Annotated in this window: 16 protein-coding genes and 4 tRNA genes; 9 read left to right on the top strand and 11 right to left on the bottom strand. The window is 53.8% G+C overall.

Annotated features, from left to right (window positions below):
• Positions 1-259 precede the first annotated feature (259 nt).
• The 3 genes from H8S34_RS14450 to H8S34_RS14460 form a co-directional block, all read right to left on the bottom strand.
• Positions 260-350, bottom strand: a tRNA-Ser gene (locus tag H8S34_RS14450).
• 43 nt (positions 351-393) lie between these two features.
• Positions 394-480, bottom strand: a tRNA-Ser gene (locus H8S34_RS14455).
• Positions 481-622: 142 nt separating this feature from the next.
• Entirely contained in the window at positions 623-1438 is an 816-nt protein-coding gene (locus tag H8S34_RS14460) for a cell wall hydrolase (RefSeq protein ID WP_101693297.1), read from the bottom strand.
• A gap of 436 nt (positions 1439-1874) precedes the next feature.
• Here H8S34_RS14460 and H8S34_RS14465 point away from each other — a divergent pair.
• Both H8S34_RS14465 and H8S34_RS14470 read left to right on the top strand, forming a co-directional pair.
• Positions 1875-1966, top strand: a tRNA-Ser gene (locus H8S34_RS14465).
• A gap of 142 nt (positions 1967-2108) precedes the next feature.
• Positions 2109-2990, top strand: a complete 882-nt coding sequence (locus tag H8S34_RS14470; RefSeq protein WP_101693298.1) for a YitT family protein — start codon at positions 2109-2111, stop codon at positions 2988-2990.
• Positions 2991-3053: 63 nt separating this feature from the next.
• Here the strand turns inward: H8S34_RS14470 and H8S34_RS14475 are convergent, their stop codons facing one another.
• Together H8S34_RS14475 and H8S34_RS14480 are read right to left on the bottom strand one after the other, a co-directional pair.
• Positions 3054-3695 carry a TetR/AcrR family transcriptional regulator gene (locus H8S34_RS14475; protein ID WP_101693299.1) on the bottom strand — a complete coding sequence of 214 codons (642 nt, stop codon included), beginning with the start codon at positions 3693-3695 and terminating at the stop codon, positions 3054-3056.
• A 186-nt stretch (positions 3696-3881) separates the two neighbouring features.
• Complete coding sequence (locus H8S34_RS14480) at positions 3882-4370, bottom strand: metallophosphoesterase (RefSeq protein WP_101693300.1); 489 nt, start codon at positions 4368-4370, stop codon at positions 3882-3884.
• A gap of 117 nt (positions 4371-4487) precedes the next feature.
• On the opposite strand from H8S34_RS14480, the gene H8S34_RS14485 reads away from it, so the two are divergent.
• The 3 genes from H8S34_RS14485 to H8S34_RS14495 are packed head-to-tail and all read left to right on the top strand — an operon-like array spanning position 4488 to position 5622.
• Positions 4488-4772, top strand: a complete 285-nt coding sequence (locus tag H8S34_RS14485; protein WP_101693301.1) for a hypothetical protein — start codon at positions 4488-4490, stop codon at positions 4770-4772.
• Between the two features lie 36 nt (positions 4773-4808).
• Complete coding sequence (locus H8S34_RS14490; protein WP_186964381.1) at positions 4809-5327, top strand: hypothetical protein; 519 nt, start codon at positions 4809-4811, stop codon at positions 5325-5327.
• Positions 5314-5622, top strand: coding sequence for a hypothetical protein (locus H8S34_RS14495; protein WP_186964382.1), 309 nt, complete (start codon positions 5314-5316; stop codon positions 5620-5622). Before H8S34_RS14490 ends, H8S34_RS14495 begins: the two co-directional genes overlap by 14 nt.
• A 10-nt stretch (positions 5623-5632) precedes the next feature.
• Here the strand turns inward: H8S34_RS14495 and H8S34_RS14500 are convergent, their stop codons facing one another.
• The 4 genes from H8S34_RS14500 to trpS all read right to left on the bottom strand — a co-directional run bounded on the left by H8S34_RS14500 (position 5633) and on the right by trpS (position 9784).
• Positions 5633-6397 (bottom strand): hypothetical protein, encoded by a 765-nt coding sequence (locus tag H8S34_RS14500; RefSeq protein ID WP_186964383.1) that lies wholly within the window; start codon positions 6395-6397, stop codon positions 5633-5635.
• 78 nt (positions 6398-6475) lie between these two features.
• The gene (gene wecB / locus H8S34_RS14505) at positions 6476-7621 is read right to left on the bottom strand and encodes a non-hydrolyzing UDP-N-acetylglucosamine 2-epimerase (RefSeq protein ID WP_186964384.1); all 1146 of its coding nucleotides are present in this window, start codon (positions 7619-7621) and stop codon (positions 6476-6478) included.
• Entirely contained in the window at positions 7618-8751 is a 1134-nt protein-coding gene (locus H8S34_RS14510; RefSeq protein WP_101693306.1) for an MraY family glycosyltransferase, read from the bottom strand. The genes wecB and H8S34_RS14510 overlap by 4 nt, the downstream gene beginning before the upstream one ends.
• A 31-nt stretch (positions 8752-8782) precedes the next feature.
• The gene (trpS, locus tag H8S34_RS14515) at positions 8783-9784 is read right to left on the bottom strand and encodes a tryptophan--tRNA ligase (RefSeq protein ID WP_101693307.1); all 1002 of its coding nucleotides are present in this window, start codon (positions 9782-9784) and stop codon (positions 8783-8785) included.
• A gap of 191 nt (positions 9785-9975) precedes the next feature.
• Between trpS and H8S34_RS14520 the strand changes: the two genes are divergently transcribed.
• From H8S34_RS14520 to H8S34_RS14530, 3 genes are all read left to right on the top strand, one after another.
• Positions 9976-10052 (top strand) — tRNA-Pro (locus H8S34_RS14520).
• A gap of 144 nt (positions 10053-10196) precedes the next feature.
• Positions 10197-11549, top strand: coding sequence for a DUF4417 domain-containing protein (locus H8S34_RS14525; protein WP_101693189.1), 1353 nt, complete (start codon positions 10197-10199; stop codon positions 11547-11549).
• Between the two features lie 445 nt (positions 11550-11994).
• Positions 11995-12861, top strand: a complete 867-nt coding sequence (locus H8S34_RS14530) for a CPBP family intramembrane glutamic endopeptidase (protein WP_101693308.1) — start codon at positions 11995-11997, stop codon at positions 12859-12861.
• 147 nt (positions 12862-13008) lie between these two features.
• On the opposite strand, the gene H8S34_RS14535 is transcribed toward H8S34_RS14530, so the two are convergent.
• Together H8S34_RS14535 and H8S34_RS14540 are read right to left on the bottom strand one after the other, a co-directional pair.
• On the bottom strand, positions 13009-14715 hold the full coding sequence (locus H8S34_RS14535) for a recombinase family protein (protein ID WP_186964385.1): 1707 nt from the start codon (positions 14713-14715) through the stop codon (positions 13009-13011).
• 285 nt (positions 14716-15000) lie between these two features.
• Positions 15001-15423, bottom strand: a complete 423-nt coding sequence (locus H8S34_RS14540; protein ID WP_186964386.1) for an RNA polymerase sigma factor — start codon at positions 15421-15423, stop codon at positions 15001-15003.
• A 51-nt stretch (positions 15424-15474) separates the two neighbouring features.
• Here H8S34_RS14540 and H8S34_RS15045 point away from each other — a divergent pair.
• Positions 15475-15705, top strand: a 231-nt coding sequence (locus H8S34_RS15045) for a hypothetical protein (protein WP_207725001.1), incomplete at its 3' end; no start/stop codon positions are given.

Genomic DNA, 15705 nt, shown 5'->3' on the forward strand with positions numbered 1-15705 from the left:
CGTCCCACTGGCGTTATGTTGTAAACAAGGCGGCAGCCGTTTTACCCGTCTGCCGCCCATGATAAATTTCACTCTATTTGCACCGCTTTTGGCGGTTACACAGAATTTGGGATTGCCCCAATTCCGTGTGCAATTTCCTTTTTCACATCTTGATTGATTCATCCTATATTTGGAATATGTCGTATTATATATGATACTCGTATCCATTGCGAGAGTAAGAAAAAACCCCGGAAGCCTTGCAATACAAGGTTCCGGGGTTTGGCGCAGAAGGAGGGATTTGAACCCTCGCTGCGGTTTCCCACACTACTCCCTTAGCAGGGGAGCCCCTTCGGCCACTTGGGTACTTCTGCATGCCGATTGACAACCTGTCAAGTACACTGTTCATGATAAAAGTGGCGGAGAGAGTGGGATTCGAACCCACGGCTCTTGCGAGTCACCGGTTTTCAAGACCGGCTCCTTAAACCACTCGGACATCTCTCCACGTCCGACTCACCACAGCGCGTAAATTATATTATCACAACAAGTGCATTTTGTCAACCAATAAAATAAAATTTTTCTCAGAAAGAAAAAATTCCCTGCCGTCCGCAACTTGCAGACGACAGGGATGTTACTTCTTGTGCTCTTAGGCAAAGAACGCGTGGGCGCCGATGGTCGCCACACGGGGGCGGTTCCGGCTGGCCCAGCTATTGGGAGAGACGCGGGGATTTACAAAGTAAAGGCTGTTCCCTGCGGTATTGGTTCCCTCCAAACAGAGCTTGGCGGCAGCAATGCTCTCATTACTGGGCGTGCGGTAGATACTGCCATTGCTCACCGGGGTGAACTGATTCTTCTGGAAGATGACCCCTTTTACGGTGTTCGGGAACCGGCTGTCCGCCACCCGATTCAAGATCACATTTCCTACCGCGATCTTCCCTTCCAGGGACTGATTGCCGCTCTCTGCGTAGATGATACGGGAGAGCCAGTAGAGATCATCGCCGTTATAAAATGTGTCCCCCGACTGGATCGGTCCGGTCCCGGACTGGAATTTCACACTCTGGGTGTTCTCATCCCACCAGGCCTTGCCGCCCAGCGCCTGAGCCAGGACACGGGCAGGAACCATCATGTTCCCATTGCTGTTGCGCACTCCGTCCGGCACGTACAGGTAGCGGCCATTGGCTACGATATACTTGGCACCGGGACACACGCTGAGGGTCAAACCACTCGCCCGGGTTACCGACTGCCCATTTTCCCAGGACGCAGTTGCATCCGGATACATGGCGTGGACCACCGGAAAATAGGACACATAGGTATTCTGATTTACGACCTCGGTCGCTACGGTGGGCTCCAAAGTCTTGCCGTCCACCACGACATTGGCGCTGCGCTCGGCGGCGGCCGCATGGGCACTCAAGGTCAGGAACAAGGCCAGACCGAGCGCCAGGCAGGACACTCGCTTTTGCATGATGAGGATACCTCCTGTTACTTTCTGTTTACAATCTGTTACCTCTTTTTCATCAGATTGTAACCACATTGTAACTTATTTCTCCGGAGATTGCAAGGGGAATTTTTGTCACATCCTCAAAACCCTTGCAGCGCAATGGTTTTGCTCATCTCCCATTTTCCATCCGTAATCACAGAGTACGTTCCGCTCGACAGAATTCTGTTACAAACTGTTACTTTTCCATCCTGGAGATCAGAGGCTTTTTCTCACCCCCTCCCCTCTCCCCCCACAACAGCCCTTCTGATCTCCCCCTTTTTGGGGGCCTTGGGACGCTGTTTTTGAGCTCGTTTTTGCGTGTTGAAAAAATTTTTGATTTTTTTGAAATTTCCTCTTGACGTTTTCAAATTCCATGGTATAATAGTCCATGTTGCTGAGGCAACGACGCGTAGAGCGGCTTGGAGAGATGGCTGAGCTGGTCGAAGGCGCACGATTGGAAATCGTGTAGGCGTTAATAGCGTCTCGAGGGTTCGAATCCCTCTCTCTCCGCCAAAAGTCCTGAGAACTTTTGTTCTCAGGACTTTTTCTATTCCCCTGCCGCCGTCTTCTGTTGGATTGAAGTTCGCGGCAGATTCTATTTCACAACACCTCTACATCTGTTATAATGCTGATAGGCTCAATGAAAGGATCGGTGATGTTTCCTGTGAATCCAGATAAGAAATCATTTGGAAAGACTCTGCTCAACAGCGCGCTTCTGCTTGCCGGAAGTATCATATTCGCACTAAACATGAACACCTTTATTGCCGCGGGGGATTTGGTTCCGGGTGGCTTTTCCGGACTCTCCATCCTGATTCAAGGGCTCTTCCAGAAGTACTTGAACATCGAGATCCCCTTCTCCGTCCTCAACATCGGATTCAACCTGGTACCCGCTCTGATTGCGTTCCGACTGGTGGGCAAACGCTTTACCATTCTCTCCTGTTTCAGTATCTTCCTCTCGTCCATTCTGGTCGATCTGCTGCCCAAGTACGAGATCGTGGATGATCCCCTTCTCATTGCCGTGTTCGGTGCGATCTTCGGCGCCATCGGCATTGTCCTCATCCTGAACAGCGGCGCCAGCAGCGGCGGAACCGACTTTATCGCCATGTCCCTGGCTGCCAAGTTCCAGACAAGCAACTCCTTTACCTATATGCTCCTGTTCAGCGCCACGGTCATCTTGATCTATGGCTGGCAGTTTGGTATGGACAAGGCGCTTTACTCGATCATCTACCAGTTCTGCTACACACAGGTCATCAACACATTTTACAAGCGCTACAAGAAAAAGACCCTCTTCATTATCACAGAGGACCCTGAGCAGCTCTCCAAGGCTCTGATCGAGATCACCAACCACAGCGCTACCGTCTGGCCCGGAGACGGCGCCTACACCAAAAAGCACCGGTATGTGGTGTATACGGTCCTCTCCGACAACGATATCCGGAAGATCAGCCGCTACATCAGCCAGAATATGCCCGGCACCTTTGTCAACGTTCTGAACTCCGACGAAGTGATCGGCAACTTCTTTATCCGTCCCCTGGATTAAAAGAAAAAGGCCTGTTCTCCTTTATATAGGAGAACAGGCCTTTTTGATCTTTTTGATGTTCTGTTATTCCACCGTACGCCCCTTGGTAATGGCGTCCAGCAGCATCCGCGCACCGTGACGCAGGAAGACATCCCGGTCGATCTTCAGGGAGCGCTCCAGATAGTGGCTCTTGCTGTCCGCCATCTGCACCATACCAGAGAGAGTCGCCCAGAAGAGCAGCACCGTCTCATCGGGCGGAAGCTCGATGCGCACGACGCCCTCGGCGGCACCCCGGCGCAGGAAATCCGCCAGCAGCTGGTTGGTGGCATCCCCCACCTGGAGAATATCCTTCAGGCCCTGATCCAGCTTGGTGCTGTTCAGGTCCACCACGCCGTCGCTGCCCACCACCTCATAGGCCGCCGGATTTTCTCCGTAAAAGCGGATGATGGCGTCACAGATCGCGTCGTAGGCGTGGAACCAATTGGCATTCCCGCGGATCGCTTCCTGGATCTTTTTCTGGAGCAGCACCATGCTGCTCAGAAGAATGGCATTCACGATCTCCTCTTTGCTCTGGAAGTACACATACAGCGTCGCCTTGCTGTATTCCGACTCACGGGCAATGTCATCCATAGTGGTCTTTTCGGTTCCCTTTTCTGCAAAGAGCCGCTCGGCCGCAGCCAGAATGGAACCACGGTGGAATTCAGTCAATGCCTGCTTCTTACTCAACACAATCACACCTTTGGTTTTAACTTTGAAAGACTGGTTTAACTTATAATATCATCCTCTGATTTTATTGACAAGAGTTTATGTTATCTTTTTCACAAAATTCTTATTTTTCTCCTGCGGCTTCTTTTCTTTTTGATTTTCGGCAGGAAAATATCCTCTTCTATTCCAATATTCGTCAGTCTTTCTCTATCTCCCGGGTACCGGGTCGGCTTTGAGCAGATAGCACACGGTGTTGGTTCCCTCCAGCGAAATAACCCCGTACGTGGCTCCTCCCCATCCGCCGCGAATGGTACCTGGATTCAAAATCCACAGTCCATGCTGGTACTCGCAAAATGCCTCATGGGTATGCCCAAACAGCAAGATATGGGCCTGCGCTTCCCGTGCCGCCCAGACAGCCCGGCTCATTCCCACCTTGACACCCCGGGTATGGCCGTGCATCATCAGAATGCGCCGTCCCTCCAGCTCCAGCACCTTCTCCTCGTCCAGATCCGGTCTCCTTCCGTCACAGTTCCCGCACACGCATTCCATGGGAATGGAGGGAAAGAGCTTTCCCAGGGCTCTGGCGTCCGAATTGACATCCCCCAGATGGAGGATGTAGTCCGGTCGGTCGCTGCGCACCGCCTGTTCCATATTCGGAACATTGCCGTGGGAGTCGGAAAACACCAAAATTTTCATATACGCACCTTCTCTGTTCCATCACATATACTGAGAGTGGATGCGGCCCCAGCCCGGGCGCCGCAGCACATGTTATAAGGATATATCTCATATCCTGGAATAATGGAGGGACGCGCCATGACCAAACTGCCCCAGTCCAATCTGGACGACCTGATGAAAAATCCTGCCGCTGCCGGCCTGCTCCAGCACAAGGAAGTGCTGGCTGCCCTGCTGCACTCACCGGACACCCAGAAACTGATGTCCATGCTGGAACAGCGTGCCGGTTCCGGGCTGCAGCAGGCCGCCGCCTCCGCAGCCAAGGGAGACCCCTCCGCCCTGATGGAACTCATGAATTCCGTCATGCAGAGCCAGGAGGGCGCGGCCGTGGTGGAGCGCATCCAAAAAGCCGCCCCCAAGAAATAAGAAGCAGGCCTTCCTCTGGCCGGAAAGGAGCGCCGCATGGCAGAATTCGAAGACAAACTGCACGCCATTCTGGGCGATCCGGAGGCCATGGGACAAATCGTCTCCATCGCCAAGGCACTGACCGGAGACGGCACCGCATCTCCCGGAGAGGAGGAGCCCGCCTCTCCCTCCGCAGCATCGGAGGAGCCGGTTTTTGAACCCGTAGAGCCCCTCTCCGCCGCTCCTTCTTCCAGCGGTGGAACGGATTCTGCTCCGGACTGGTCCGCTCTGCTGGGGCTCCTGGGTAACCTCAACGGAGGCGGCGGAGAGAGCAATCCGCTCTCACTTCTGGGGGATCTGGACCCCGCCCTGGTCCAAAAGGCCCTGCGGCTCTTTTCCGAATACCGCTCCACCGACGACCGGAAAGTGGCTCTTCTCAATGCACTAAAACCATTCTTAAAGGAAGAGCGCCTGGCTAAGCTGGATCAGGCTGTCCAGATTGCAAAGCTCTCCCGCCTGATCCGGGTCGCTTTCCTGCTTTTCCAAAAGGAGGGATCGGACGATGGCGCTCTATAACCGCTACATTCCCTCCGGAACTACATATACCCGTATTCTGGAGGATGACCGGGTTTCTCCCCAGCCGGTATCCTCCCCCTCTCCCCAGCTAGATCCCCCGGCGGAAGAGAGTGCCGCTCCTTCCCACTCCGGGCATTCCAAGGGGCTGTCCGGCATTCTGAAGTATCTCAAGCTGGATAAGCTGGATTCCGGCGATATCCTCCTGCTGCTGATCTTGCTCTTTCTCTTTTTGGAGGGAGACGACATCGAGCTGATGATTACCTTGGGGCTGCTCCTTCTGTTGGGATTGGAGTAGGTCATCCTGCTCAGGCCGCACTCTGTACCGTATGCAGCACTGTTCCGTCGGGAAGCGAAAACTCCTGTCCCGGTGTTACCGGGCGCTCCGCCGCCGTAGCGTTCATGGAGAGGACCACCTTGTCCGCCTTGATCTGCTCCGCGGCGGCCAACAGTCCGCTCTCTACCGAGATCCAGTAGTGGGACACGCTGCCTAGCTCCGGATCCTCCACCGCCACATAGATGCAGGCCATACCGTTTTTTTCGACATAATCCGCCGCGGTAATGCAGGATGGCTCCTCTGCCAGAACATCCTCATAGGTGGGGATATGCGGTCCCTCCAGATCGGCTGAGTATGTGTCTGCCGGAGCACTGGTCCAGGTGCGGCTGTTTCCGTACCAGTAGTAGACCCACTCCTCCCCCACGATGCTGTGGCGTACCGTTCCGGAGGGAAGCGTGGTATCCGTCTTGCTCCAGCCGCCATCCACCCACTGTTCTGCGGTCAGCTTGCCCTCGCTTTCTGAATATTCCACGGTCACCTGACAGTAATAGCTGCTGGGTCTGGCCAGGGTAGCGATCACATTCTGTACCGTCTCCGGGGTAACGGACACCAAAATCTGGCTCTCATTCGGATCATCTTCCGGTGTTTCTCCGCCGGGCTGGCTCTCCTCCACTGGCGGGAGGGTGATGGGCGGCGAGGCCGGCGTGAACAGATCCATGCCGAAGCTGGAGAACACCGCCACCGCAATGACCAGTATGATGAGGATCACCAGGATATTGCGACTTTTCCCTTCCATGGAACACTCCTTTTCCTCTCGATCGCAGAATGCCCACAGGGGCGGGGACGGCAGGTCCCCGCCCCTGTGGGCATCTCTTTATGCCTGAAATTCCTCGGGACGATCCGGGCGCAGGCCAAATTTCCATTCGATGGCGTCCACAATGCGGCGGCAGGCAAACCCATCTCCATAGGGGTTCACCGCGTGGGCCATGGCCGCATACGCACTCTGGTCGCGCAAAAGCTCGGCGGCCATCTGATAGACCGTCTCCTCCTCTGTGCCGGCCAGCTTGACCGTGCCGGCGGTGATGGCCTCCGGCCGCTCGGTCTCCCTCCGCAGCACCAGCACGGGACGGCCCAGTGCGGGCGCCTCCTCCTGGAGTCCGCCGGAGTCGGTCATTACCAGATAGGCTCTGGCCATCAGGTTGTGCATCTCCTGCACATCCAGAGGATCGATGAGATGGATCCGGGGATGGCCGGAGAGATACTTTGCGGCCGCCTCCCGTACCACCGGAGAGAGATGGACCGGGTATACCAGCTCCACATCGGAGAAGTCCTCCGCGAGGCGCCGCAGAGCAGTCATGATGTGGGCCATGGGCTCCCCGTAATTCTCCCGGCGATGGCAGGTCACCAGGATGACCTTTTTCCCCGCATAGTCCAGGTGGTTCAGGAGATCCGTACTAAAGTGGAAATCCTTTACAACCGTTGTCTTCAGGGCATCAATGACGGTATTGCCGGTGATAAATACGCCCTCTTTGATATCCTCCCGCTCCAGATTGGCGCGGTTGGCCACGGTGGGCGCGAAATGCAGGTCGGCGATATCGCCCACCAGCTTGCGGTTCATTTCCTCCGGGAAGGGAGAGTATTTGTCCCAAGTCCGCAGGCCGGCCTCCACATGGCCCACCTTGATCTGGTGATAAAAGGCGGCCAGTGCCCCCGCAAAGGTGGTGGAGGTGTCTCCATGGACCAGCACCAGATCCGGACGGGCCTTCTGGAAGACCTCCTCCATCCCCAGCAGGCACTTGGTGGTGATGGTGGACAGGGTCTGCCGGGGTTCCATGATGTTGAGGTCATAGTCCGGTTGGATGTGGAAGATGTGCAGGACGGAATCCAGCATCTCCCGGTGCTGTGCCGTCACACAGCAGATGGACTCGATCCCCTCTCGGGACTGCAGCTCCTGCACCAGGGGGGCCATCTTGATGGCCTCGGGCCGGGTGCCGAAAATTGTCATCACTCGAATGCTCATTTTTTATTCTCCTCCTGCTCCTCCTTGTCCTCCTTCTTCGGGGCAGCGGGCGGCTCTCCGCCCGGCTTTTTCTCTCCGCCCCGGAGGACAAGCATGATGGACATGGATCCTGCGATGCACATGGCAAAGAGCAGCAGCATGGCTCTCAGAGAGCCAATGGTGGTCAGCACCACGGCGGACAGGCCCAGGATGGCGGAGATCACATAGAGCACCGCCACGGCCTGCTTCTGATTCAGGCCCATATCGATCAGCCGGTGATGGATATGGCTCCGGTCAGCGTGCATGGGGCTCTGCCCATGGGCAATGCGCCGGATGAAGGCAAAGCAGGTGTCAAAGATGGGCAGGCCCAGCATCAGGAAGGGCACCACAAAGGAGATCAGGGTATAGTACTTGAACAGTCCCTGGATGGATACTACCGCCAGCACATAGCCCAGGAAGGTAGAGCCGGTATCTCCCATAAAAATCTTGGCCGGGTTGGTATTGTAGGGCAGGAACCCAATGCAACCTCCGGCCAGACAAGCCATAAGGACCGCCACCGTGGGTTCGGCCACGGTCAGGGCAATGACCAATACGGTCATGGAACTGATGGTAGACACGCCGCAGGCCAGTCCGTCCAGACCGTCGATCAGATTGACGGCATTGGTCACCGCCACAATCCAGATCACGGTTACCGGAATGGAGAGCCATCCCAGCTCCCAGTAGAGATCGTTGGAGAAAATGTTGGGATTGGAGATGGTCTCGATGACATTTCCGCTGCACACTGCAATGACCGCCGCCACGATCTGTACGATGAGCTTGGGCAGCGCGGGCAGCGCATAGATATCATCCAGAATCCCCAGCACCACGATGATGACCGCGCCCAGCAGCATCCCCTGGAGCTGCATTCCGAGCCCATCCGTCTGTACAAAGGGGATAAACAGGATTACACTGAGCAGAAAGCCCAAAAAGATCGCAAGGCCTCCCATGCGCGGAATGGGATGGTCATGCATCCGGCGGCCGTCCTTGGGTACGTCCACGGCGCCCCATTTCTGGGCCAGACTCTTTACGATCGGTGTCGTGATCAGGGCCACCAGAAATGCGGTGATCAGAGCGCCTGCCACAACTCCAATGGTTTCAATTGACATTGGCATGGATTTGACTCCTTTTCACAGGCCTGGCCCCTCAGCGGGCCACAAAGCCCACCTTCTTATAAACTTTCCGCAGGGTCTTCTGGGCCACGTAGGAGGCCTTCTCCGCTCCGGCATGGTAGACGCTCTCCAGATAGGCCTTGTCCGCCAGAATACGCTGGGCCTCCTCCCGGATGGGACGCAGCAGATCGACCACTGCCTCCCCTACTGCGGGCTTAAAGACGCCGTATCCCTGTCCATCAAACTCCCGCTCGATCTCCTCATAGCTCTTGCCGGTGCAGGCGGAGTAGATCTGCATGAGGTTCGCCACACCGGGCTTATGCTCCCGGTCGTAGCGGACGCAGTGCTCCGTATCGCTGTCGGTGACAGCCCGCTTGAACTTGCGCTGGATATCCTCCGGCTTTTCCATCAGGAACACGCAGCCCTCCGGCATAGACTTGCTCATCTTGCTCTCAGGCGCATTGAGCGACATGACTCGGGCGCCCGCCTTGGGGATGTAAGGCTCGGGAATCTTGAACACATCGCCGTAGATGTGGTTAAAGCGCTGGGCCACATTGCGGGTGAGCTCCACATGCTGCTTCTGATCCTCGCCAACAGGAACAAAATCCGGCTGGTAGAGCAGAATGTCTGCCGCCATCAGAGACGGATAGGTAAAGAGTCCGCCGTTGATGTTATCCGCGTTCTTGGCGGATTTATCCTTGAACTGGGTCATGCGGGAGAGTTCGCCAAACATGGTATAGCAGTTGAGGACCCAGCCCAGCTCAGCATGCTGATGTACATGAGACTGGATAAAGAGGGTATTCTTTTCCGGATCCAGTCCACAGGCGATATACTGGGCCAACTGCTCCAGCGTACGCCGACGCAGATCAGCAGGCGTCTGCCGGACGGTGATGGTGTGCATATCCGCCATAAAATAATAGCAGTCAAACTCATCGGCCCGGGCACCCCAGTTTTTGATGGCGCCCAGATAGTTGCCCAGGTGCAGATCCCCGCTGGGCTGAATGCCGGAGAGCATCACTTTTTTCTCATTTTCCATGATTGAAACACCTCATTGTGTATCATTTTCCATATTGAGTTAGTATATCACACTCCCCTCTTTATTACAATGCTCACCGCTATATTTCTCTGCTTCCCCCGCCTCGGATATACAATGCATGTTCCTGGAAAAGCGGGAAGAAATCTCTTGACAATACCTGCAAATATCATTATAATAAATAAGCATTCTATCCGGGTGTGGCGAAGCTTGGTATCGCGCTTGGTTCGGGTCCAAGAGGCCGTGGGTTCGAATCCCGCCACTCGGACCATCGGAGTATCCAATTTGGGTACTCCGATTTTTAATGCCAATTTTTGAATTTTCTTGCGTTGTTGCACAGGAATATGCAATTTTCGTTGTTTGGAAACCTATATGTAGAAGGACTTATTCCTTACTGCATATAGGAGGGCTACATATGACCGAAGAAAACTACAGTTACCGAACGAGTCAGACGTTGCTTCGCAACCAGTTTCCCGGCAAAGGAAAGTTAAAAATCCCCATTATTCCAAAGTTTCAAGAAAAGGCGGGAGACTTTGATGATCTTTTGTTGATCGGTTTTGACAAGACCCATCTGGAGGATCAAAATCATCTTGAGCGTATGGTACACTTCTTCCTATACGACTATCGCTTTGAGCGGGTCTGGAAGAACCCGGACAATGACATTGAAAAACTATCCCGGTACCGTGCGGTGCTGTCGCCGGATTTCAGCATGTACCTGGAAATGGCGCCTGTCATGCAGCTTTACAACGTATTCCGCAACCGCTGGTGCGGCGCTTACTGGGCGTCCAAAGGGCTCCGGGTGATCCCAACCGTCAACTGGGGCGATGAATCCACCTTTGATTTCTGCTTTGAGGGGATCGAAAAAGGCAGTGTGGTGGCGGTTTCTACCTATATGGCATCCGAACACGACAACCGCCAGGATCAAAAAGAGTGGTTCATGGCAGGCTACAACGAAATGCTGCGGCGCATTGAGCCGGAGAAGATCGTCTGCTATAACACGCCGTTTCCAGAGATGCAGGGAAATATTATTTATGTGGACTATGAGCGCAGTTCCTGGCGGTATATGAATTACGAGCGTGGATTTCAGAAAGAAGATTTGGAATCTTTCAAAATTGGTGGCTCTTTCTATGCAAATTATGATACAATAGAGCCGTACCTGATTGGAAAAGGCGGAGGAAGCGCCTATGGCGGAGAATGGAAACCCTCCAAACCAGAAGACTTTCGATTTGTCGGAACACCCGGCGAAGTCAAAGTTTCCTATGCAAAAGATGGTACAAAAATTGAAACCAAAATTGGAGAAGATGGAAGAGCTGTTGCCGAGCGACATTACACCACCTCGCCAAACCCCAAATATCATTCGAATCCCCACGATCATAAAATCAACTGGGAGTCCCCAAGGCACGGAATGCCAAATTTTGAAAAGCCACATATAAACTATTGGCCTGAGGACTATCCAGATGGGGCTCCTGAATTCAAAAAATTGGGAGGTTTTATGATGAAATATGATTTTGCTGGTATGGAAACGGATCACTTCAAAACTATTTCAGAATTTAAAGAGTGCATTATCCGTGGCGGTGAGCCAGTTTTTGCTTGGAATGGTACTGTATATGGCGTGTGCTTTTCTGAATCTGGATATTGTATTGCGCACGCAGATGGAAATTTTGAAAAATTGTGCCGCACACCAGACGATGTCCTTGAGTACATGGTAGGAAATGACCGTCTCCGCGATGTGATTACGCGGGTTACAGTTTTGAATCGTACAATTTGAGATAAAACCTCTTGCTGACAGCCTGCAAACCATTGATTTCCCTGGACTTTTCCAAGTCCTATAATTACACTCGGACCATGCGGAGTATCATTAAAGGATCTGAAAAGGTCTGCTGATGATACTCCGCATTTTTTATTTCCAAATCTACATAGCGATCTGTGTGGGGGCGTAGCTTAGTGCTACGCCTTTTCTCGTTTCCAAAAGAATGTCCCGCTCGGGGATTTTCCGGCGATCCGGCACCTCAAAGGATCCAATGCAGTTTTGGTGATTCTGTTCTCCTTGACCGCAGGATAAACCTCGATGTACTGAATGAGCTCGGCAGCCGTGCGTTTGGTGATGGAGCTATTTTAAAAAAAGCTTAAAATTTGTTAAAGCTGCCCGCAAATCGACGGGAATATGCTATAATAGGCTAAATTTTGCGGCCAAGGCCGCATGGGAGGTTGTTATGAACAAAAAGATTCCCCCGCTACACAGCTTGACATGGCTGTGGTGCAGCTTATTCGCATACAGCGTGCTGTTTGGGTTACTGCAAAAACTTTTGTCTTCTGTTCCCGGCTTGCCGGAGGGTATCGTGCTGCTCCTTAGCTGCGCGGTGGCATCGGCGATCCCCCTGCTCTGGTCCTCACTAGTGAGCGGCGAAGCCCCTCACTTCTCTTCCCAGAAGGCCTCTTTGGGCACGCTGGTTTTTCTCATAAGTGTGGCGCTGAGTGGAAATCTTGCCGTCATGGTACTTACTCCGGTTCTAGAGCGGGTGTGGAACCTGGTTGGCTTCACCGCCCAAGCGGCGGCAGTGGGAGAAGAAATCGCCACACCGCTGCTGGCAATATATATTTGTATAGTCGGTCCTGTCCTTGAGGAACTGATCTACCGAGGAGTGGTGCTGCGCCGCTTGCTGCCAGGGGGTGCGCGGCAGGCCATTTTACTGTCGGCCCTGTGCTTCGGGCTGATGCACCACGATCTCTATCAGGGGTTGTCCGCCTTCTGGTGCGGATTGATTTTCGGCTATGCGGCCCTGCACTACGGATTGGGGACGTCCATCGGACTGCACATCGCCGGAAACAGCATTGCTGTGGCGCTGCCGCTACTGCGCCAGGCGGGCACTCCTGGTGCCCTGGCTACCTTGGCTCTGGTGTTTGTCCCGGTGGTGATCGCAGTGACAGGAGGGATCCGCCTGCTGCTGAAAAGACGGGGACGGAAGCGCGAGAGAAGTCAGGCCGGCGGGAGTAGCGGCGTGTGGAGCAATCCCGCCCTGTGGATGCTGCTGGCCTTTGACACGGTTTATCTCGTTGTGGCCTCATTTACTCACCGCTGAAGTAGTATTTGGATAAAAGCCTTGCTTACAAGCCGTTGATATTACTGGATTTTCACAGATTCTTGAATGCCACTTGGACCATGCGGAGTATCATTAAAGGATCTGAAAAGGTCTGCTGATGATACTCCGCATTTTTTATTTCCAAGTTTATATAGCGATCTGTGTGGGGGCGTAGCTTAATGCTACGCCTTTTCTCGTTTCCAAAAGAATATCCCGCTCGGGGATCTTCCGGCGATCCGGAACCTCAAAAGCCCCGATGCAGTTGTAGTGGATCGTTACCCGCTGATTGGTAATGCCGTCCTCCTTGACCGCCGGATAAACCTCGATGTACTGAATGAGCTCGGCAACCATCCGCTTGGTGATGGTGGTGGCATCGGTGTAGCGCCGCACCGTTTCCAAGAAGGCGTCCACATCCATCCGCTTATCTTCCAGCTTTTTCAGCTCCAACCGCAGCGCCTTGATCCGTCCGGCGTTCTCTCCCTGTTCCTGCTCATACCGTTTGGACATTTTGGCAAACCGGGCATCATCGATTTTGCCGGACACATTGTCCTCGTAGAGCCGTTCAAAGAGCATATCCAGCTCCCTGTCCCGGGCCAGCAGCCCGTCCAGCTCCCGCTTCTTGCGTACCCTGTCATTTTCCGCGACCTTTGCCGAGCGACCCACCATCGCCTTGATAAAGTCGTTTTCATACTCATTGGCGAAACAGGCCAGCCGGTGGATCTCATAAAGCACGACCTGCTCCAAGAAGTCCAGCCGGATATAGTGGGTAGACGAGCATTTGCGGAGCCCGGAATTGTGGTTGTTACAGCTAAAGAACTTGATGTCGTGGTTGCCTTGGTTGAAGTGGAAAGTCAGATTGCCTCCGCACTCCGGGCATTTCAGATAGCCGCAAAAGGCGCTGGACTCCTTTGTTACGGTAGGCCGCCTGCGCCGGGTGGTTTGCAGGCTTTGCACCTTTTCCCAAGTCACACGGTCAATGATGGGCTCATGGACATTGAGGAAGATTGCCCGGTTTTCTTCCGGGTTTTCAATCCGGCGCTTCATCTTGTAGGACGTGGAGTAGGTCTTGAAGTTGATCACATCGCCACAGTATTCCTGCAAGGTGAGGATTTTCTTGACGGTGGTATGGTTCCACTTGGTGGGCTCCAGCGTACTTTTGGAGCCGCCCTTGCTGATCCCCTTGCTGGTTCGATAGGCCGAGGGGTTCAGCGCCCCCATCGTCCCCAGCGCCGTGGCAATCTGCAAGGGGCCGTTGTCTTCCAAGGCCAGACGGTAGATGCAGCGCACCACCTCGGCGGCCTCCGGGTCAATGACCCAAAAACGGGGATCGTCCGGGTTTTTCATGTAGCCATAGGGCGGCGGGGAGAGCGGAATCCCGGCGTTGCCTTTCATCTTATTGACGATCCTGCGTTTCTTAGAGATGTCCTTGGCGTAGTATTCATTCATAATGTTCTTAAACGGGGTGAAATCATCTTCGCCCTCGTCGCTGTCCACGCCATCGGAAACGGCCACCAGCCGCACATCATGGAGCGGGAAAAACTCCTCGGTGAGCTTGCCTACCTCAATATAGTTCCGTCCCAGCCGGGAGAGGTCTTTCACGAACACCGCCGAGATGTACCCGGCCTCGATTGCGGCAATCATTTTCTGAAAGCTGGGGCGCTTCATGGTAGTTCCGGTGATACCGTCATCCACGAAAAAGATGGTATCCGTATAACCCTTGTCCTTGGCGGCCTTTTGGAGTATTTTCTTTTGGTTTTGGATGCTGTTAGACTCACTGTCCATGTTATCGTCACGGCTCAGGCGACAGTAGAGAGCGGCTGTGCCGTGAGCAGTTTTATTGTCCGACTGTTTCAAAATGTCCTCCTTCCTCGGGTGTCGGACAATCAGTATTTCCAAGTATATTGTACCTCCGCCCCACCACTTTGTTAAGGATGTCGCCACATTCCAAATTCGCCAGTATGGGCTTTAAGTTTAAGAGGATGTCCGCCATTGTACCTCCTTCCCAAATGAATAACAGGCCAAGGGACGACGCCGGAGCGCCACCCCTCGGCCCTTCCCCTCATGAAAGGGCTTTGACAAATTGTCCCAAAGTATCCTCTCATATACCAAGGACAGAAATCAGGCTAATGCGGGGGATGGTTACCAGTTTTCTTTCAGGTAGTTTCTCATATTTGTAAGTCCTCTCAATACGGAATCGCTGACGGCATCAAGGGTGACGCCTTCTGCCTCGGCAACCTCTTTGAGCTTCTTTCCATCGAGAATACGGGCCTCTACCCGCCGCCCCTGCTTCTCGGACAGAGAATTGAGCGCATGACACAGCACTTCCAGCCGTTCCTTCCGCAGCACCAATTCCTCCGGGGACGGTTCAAAGACACAGGCGGAATACTCGATCCCATCGTCACAGTCCAAGGAGTATTGTGCTTTGTTGCGGGTCACACGGCGTCGATAGGCGGCCTCATACCGCTTGTTGGCTCTCAGCTCTTCCGCCACTTCATCGGAAACTTCAATATATTCATCCTGGGTGTACCAAGGGTAAAAGTCTTTGAGATTGATGGTAGTCATCTTATGTACCTCCGTTCAGATTTTTGTGAGTAGGCGATCTGAACGGAGGTGGTGGAGAACGACAGCGAGGCCTTACTTTGGGACAACTTGTCCCAAAGTAGAGAAAATGAAAAGCGCCTGCGTGGCAAGGCGACACGCAAGCGTATGAAACGACAAATTCATTGGGGCAATCCCAAATTCTGTGTAACCGCCAAAAGCGGTGCAAATAGAGTGAAATTTATCATGGGCGGCAGACGGGTAAAACGGCTGCCGCCTTGTTTACAACATAACGCCAGTGGGACG

This window comes from Pseudoflavonifractor hominis (assembly GCF_014288125.1).
In the GTDB taxonomy this organism is placed as follows: Bacteria; Bacillota; Clostridia; order Oscillospirales; family Oscillospiraceae; genus Pseudoflavonifractor_A; species Pseudoflavonifractor_A gallinarum.

Coding starts and splice junctions, on each gene's coding strand:
- H8S34_RS14525 (WP_101693189.1), top strand. CDS start 10,197: ATGACCGAAGAAAACTACAGTTACCGAACGAGTCAGACGTTGCTTCGC.
- H8S34_RS14485 (WP_101693301.1), top strand. CDS start 4,488: ATGACCAAACTGCCCCAGTCCAATCTGGACGACCTGATGAAAAATCCT.
- H8S34_RS14540 (WP_186964386.1), bottom strand. CDS start 15,423: ATGACTACCATCAATCTCAAAGACTTTTACCCTTGGTACACCCAGGAT.
- H8S34_RS14470 (WP_101693298.1), top strand. CDS start 2,109: ATGTTTCCTGTGAATCCAGATAAGAAATCATTTGGAAAGACTCTGCTC.
- H8S34_RS14495 (WP_186964382.1), top strand. CDS start 5,314: ATGGCGCTCTATAACCGCTACATTCCCTCCGGAACTACATATACCCGT.
- trpS (WP_101693307.1), bottom strand. CDS start 9,784: ATGGAAAATGAGAAAAAAGTGATGCTCTCCGGCATTCAGCCCAGCGGG.
- H8S34_RS14490 (WP_186964381.1), top strand. CDS start 4,809: ATGGCAGAATTCGAAGACAAACTGCACGCCATTCTGGGCGATCCGGAG.
- H8S34_RS14480 (WP_101693300.1), bottom strand. CDS start 4,370: ATGAAAATTTTGGTGTTTTCCGACTCCCACGGCAATGTTCCGAATATG.
- H8S34_RS14530 (WP_101693308.1), top strand. CDS start 11,995: ATGAACAAAAAGATTCCCCCGCTACACAGCTTGACATGGCTGTGGTGC.
- H8S34_RS14460 (WP_101693297.1), bottom strand. CDS start 1,438: ATGCAAAAGCGAGTGTCCTGCCTGGCGCTCGGTCTGGCCTTGTTCCTG.
- H8S34_RS14510 (WP_101693306.1), bottom strand. CDS start 8,751: ATGCCAATGTCAATTGAAACCATTGGAGTTGTGGCAGGCGCTCTGATC.
- H8S34_RS14500 (WP_186964383.1), bottom strand. CDS start 6,397: ATGGAAGGGAAAAGTCGCAATATCCTGGTGATCCTCATCATACTGGTC.
- wecB (WP_186964384.1), bottom strand. CDS start 7,621: ATGAGCATTCGAGTGATGACAATTTTCGGCACCCGGCCCGAGGCCATC.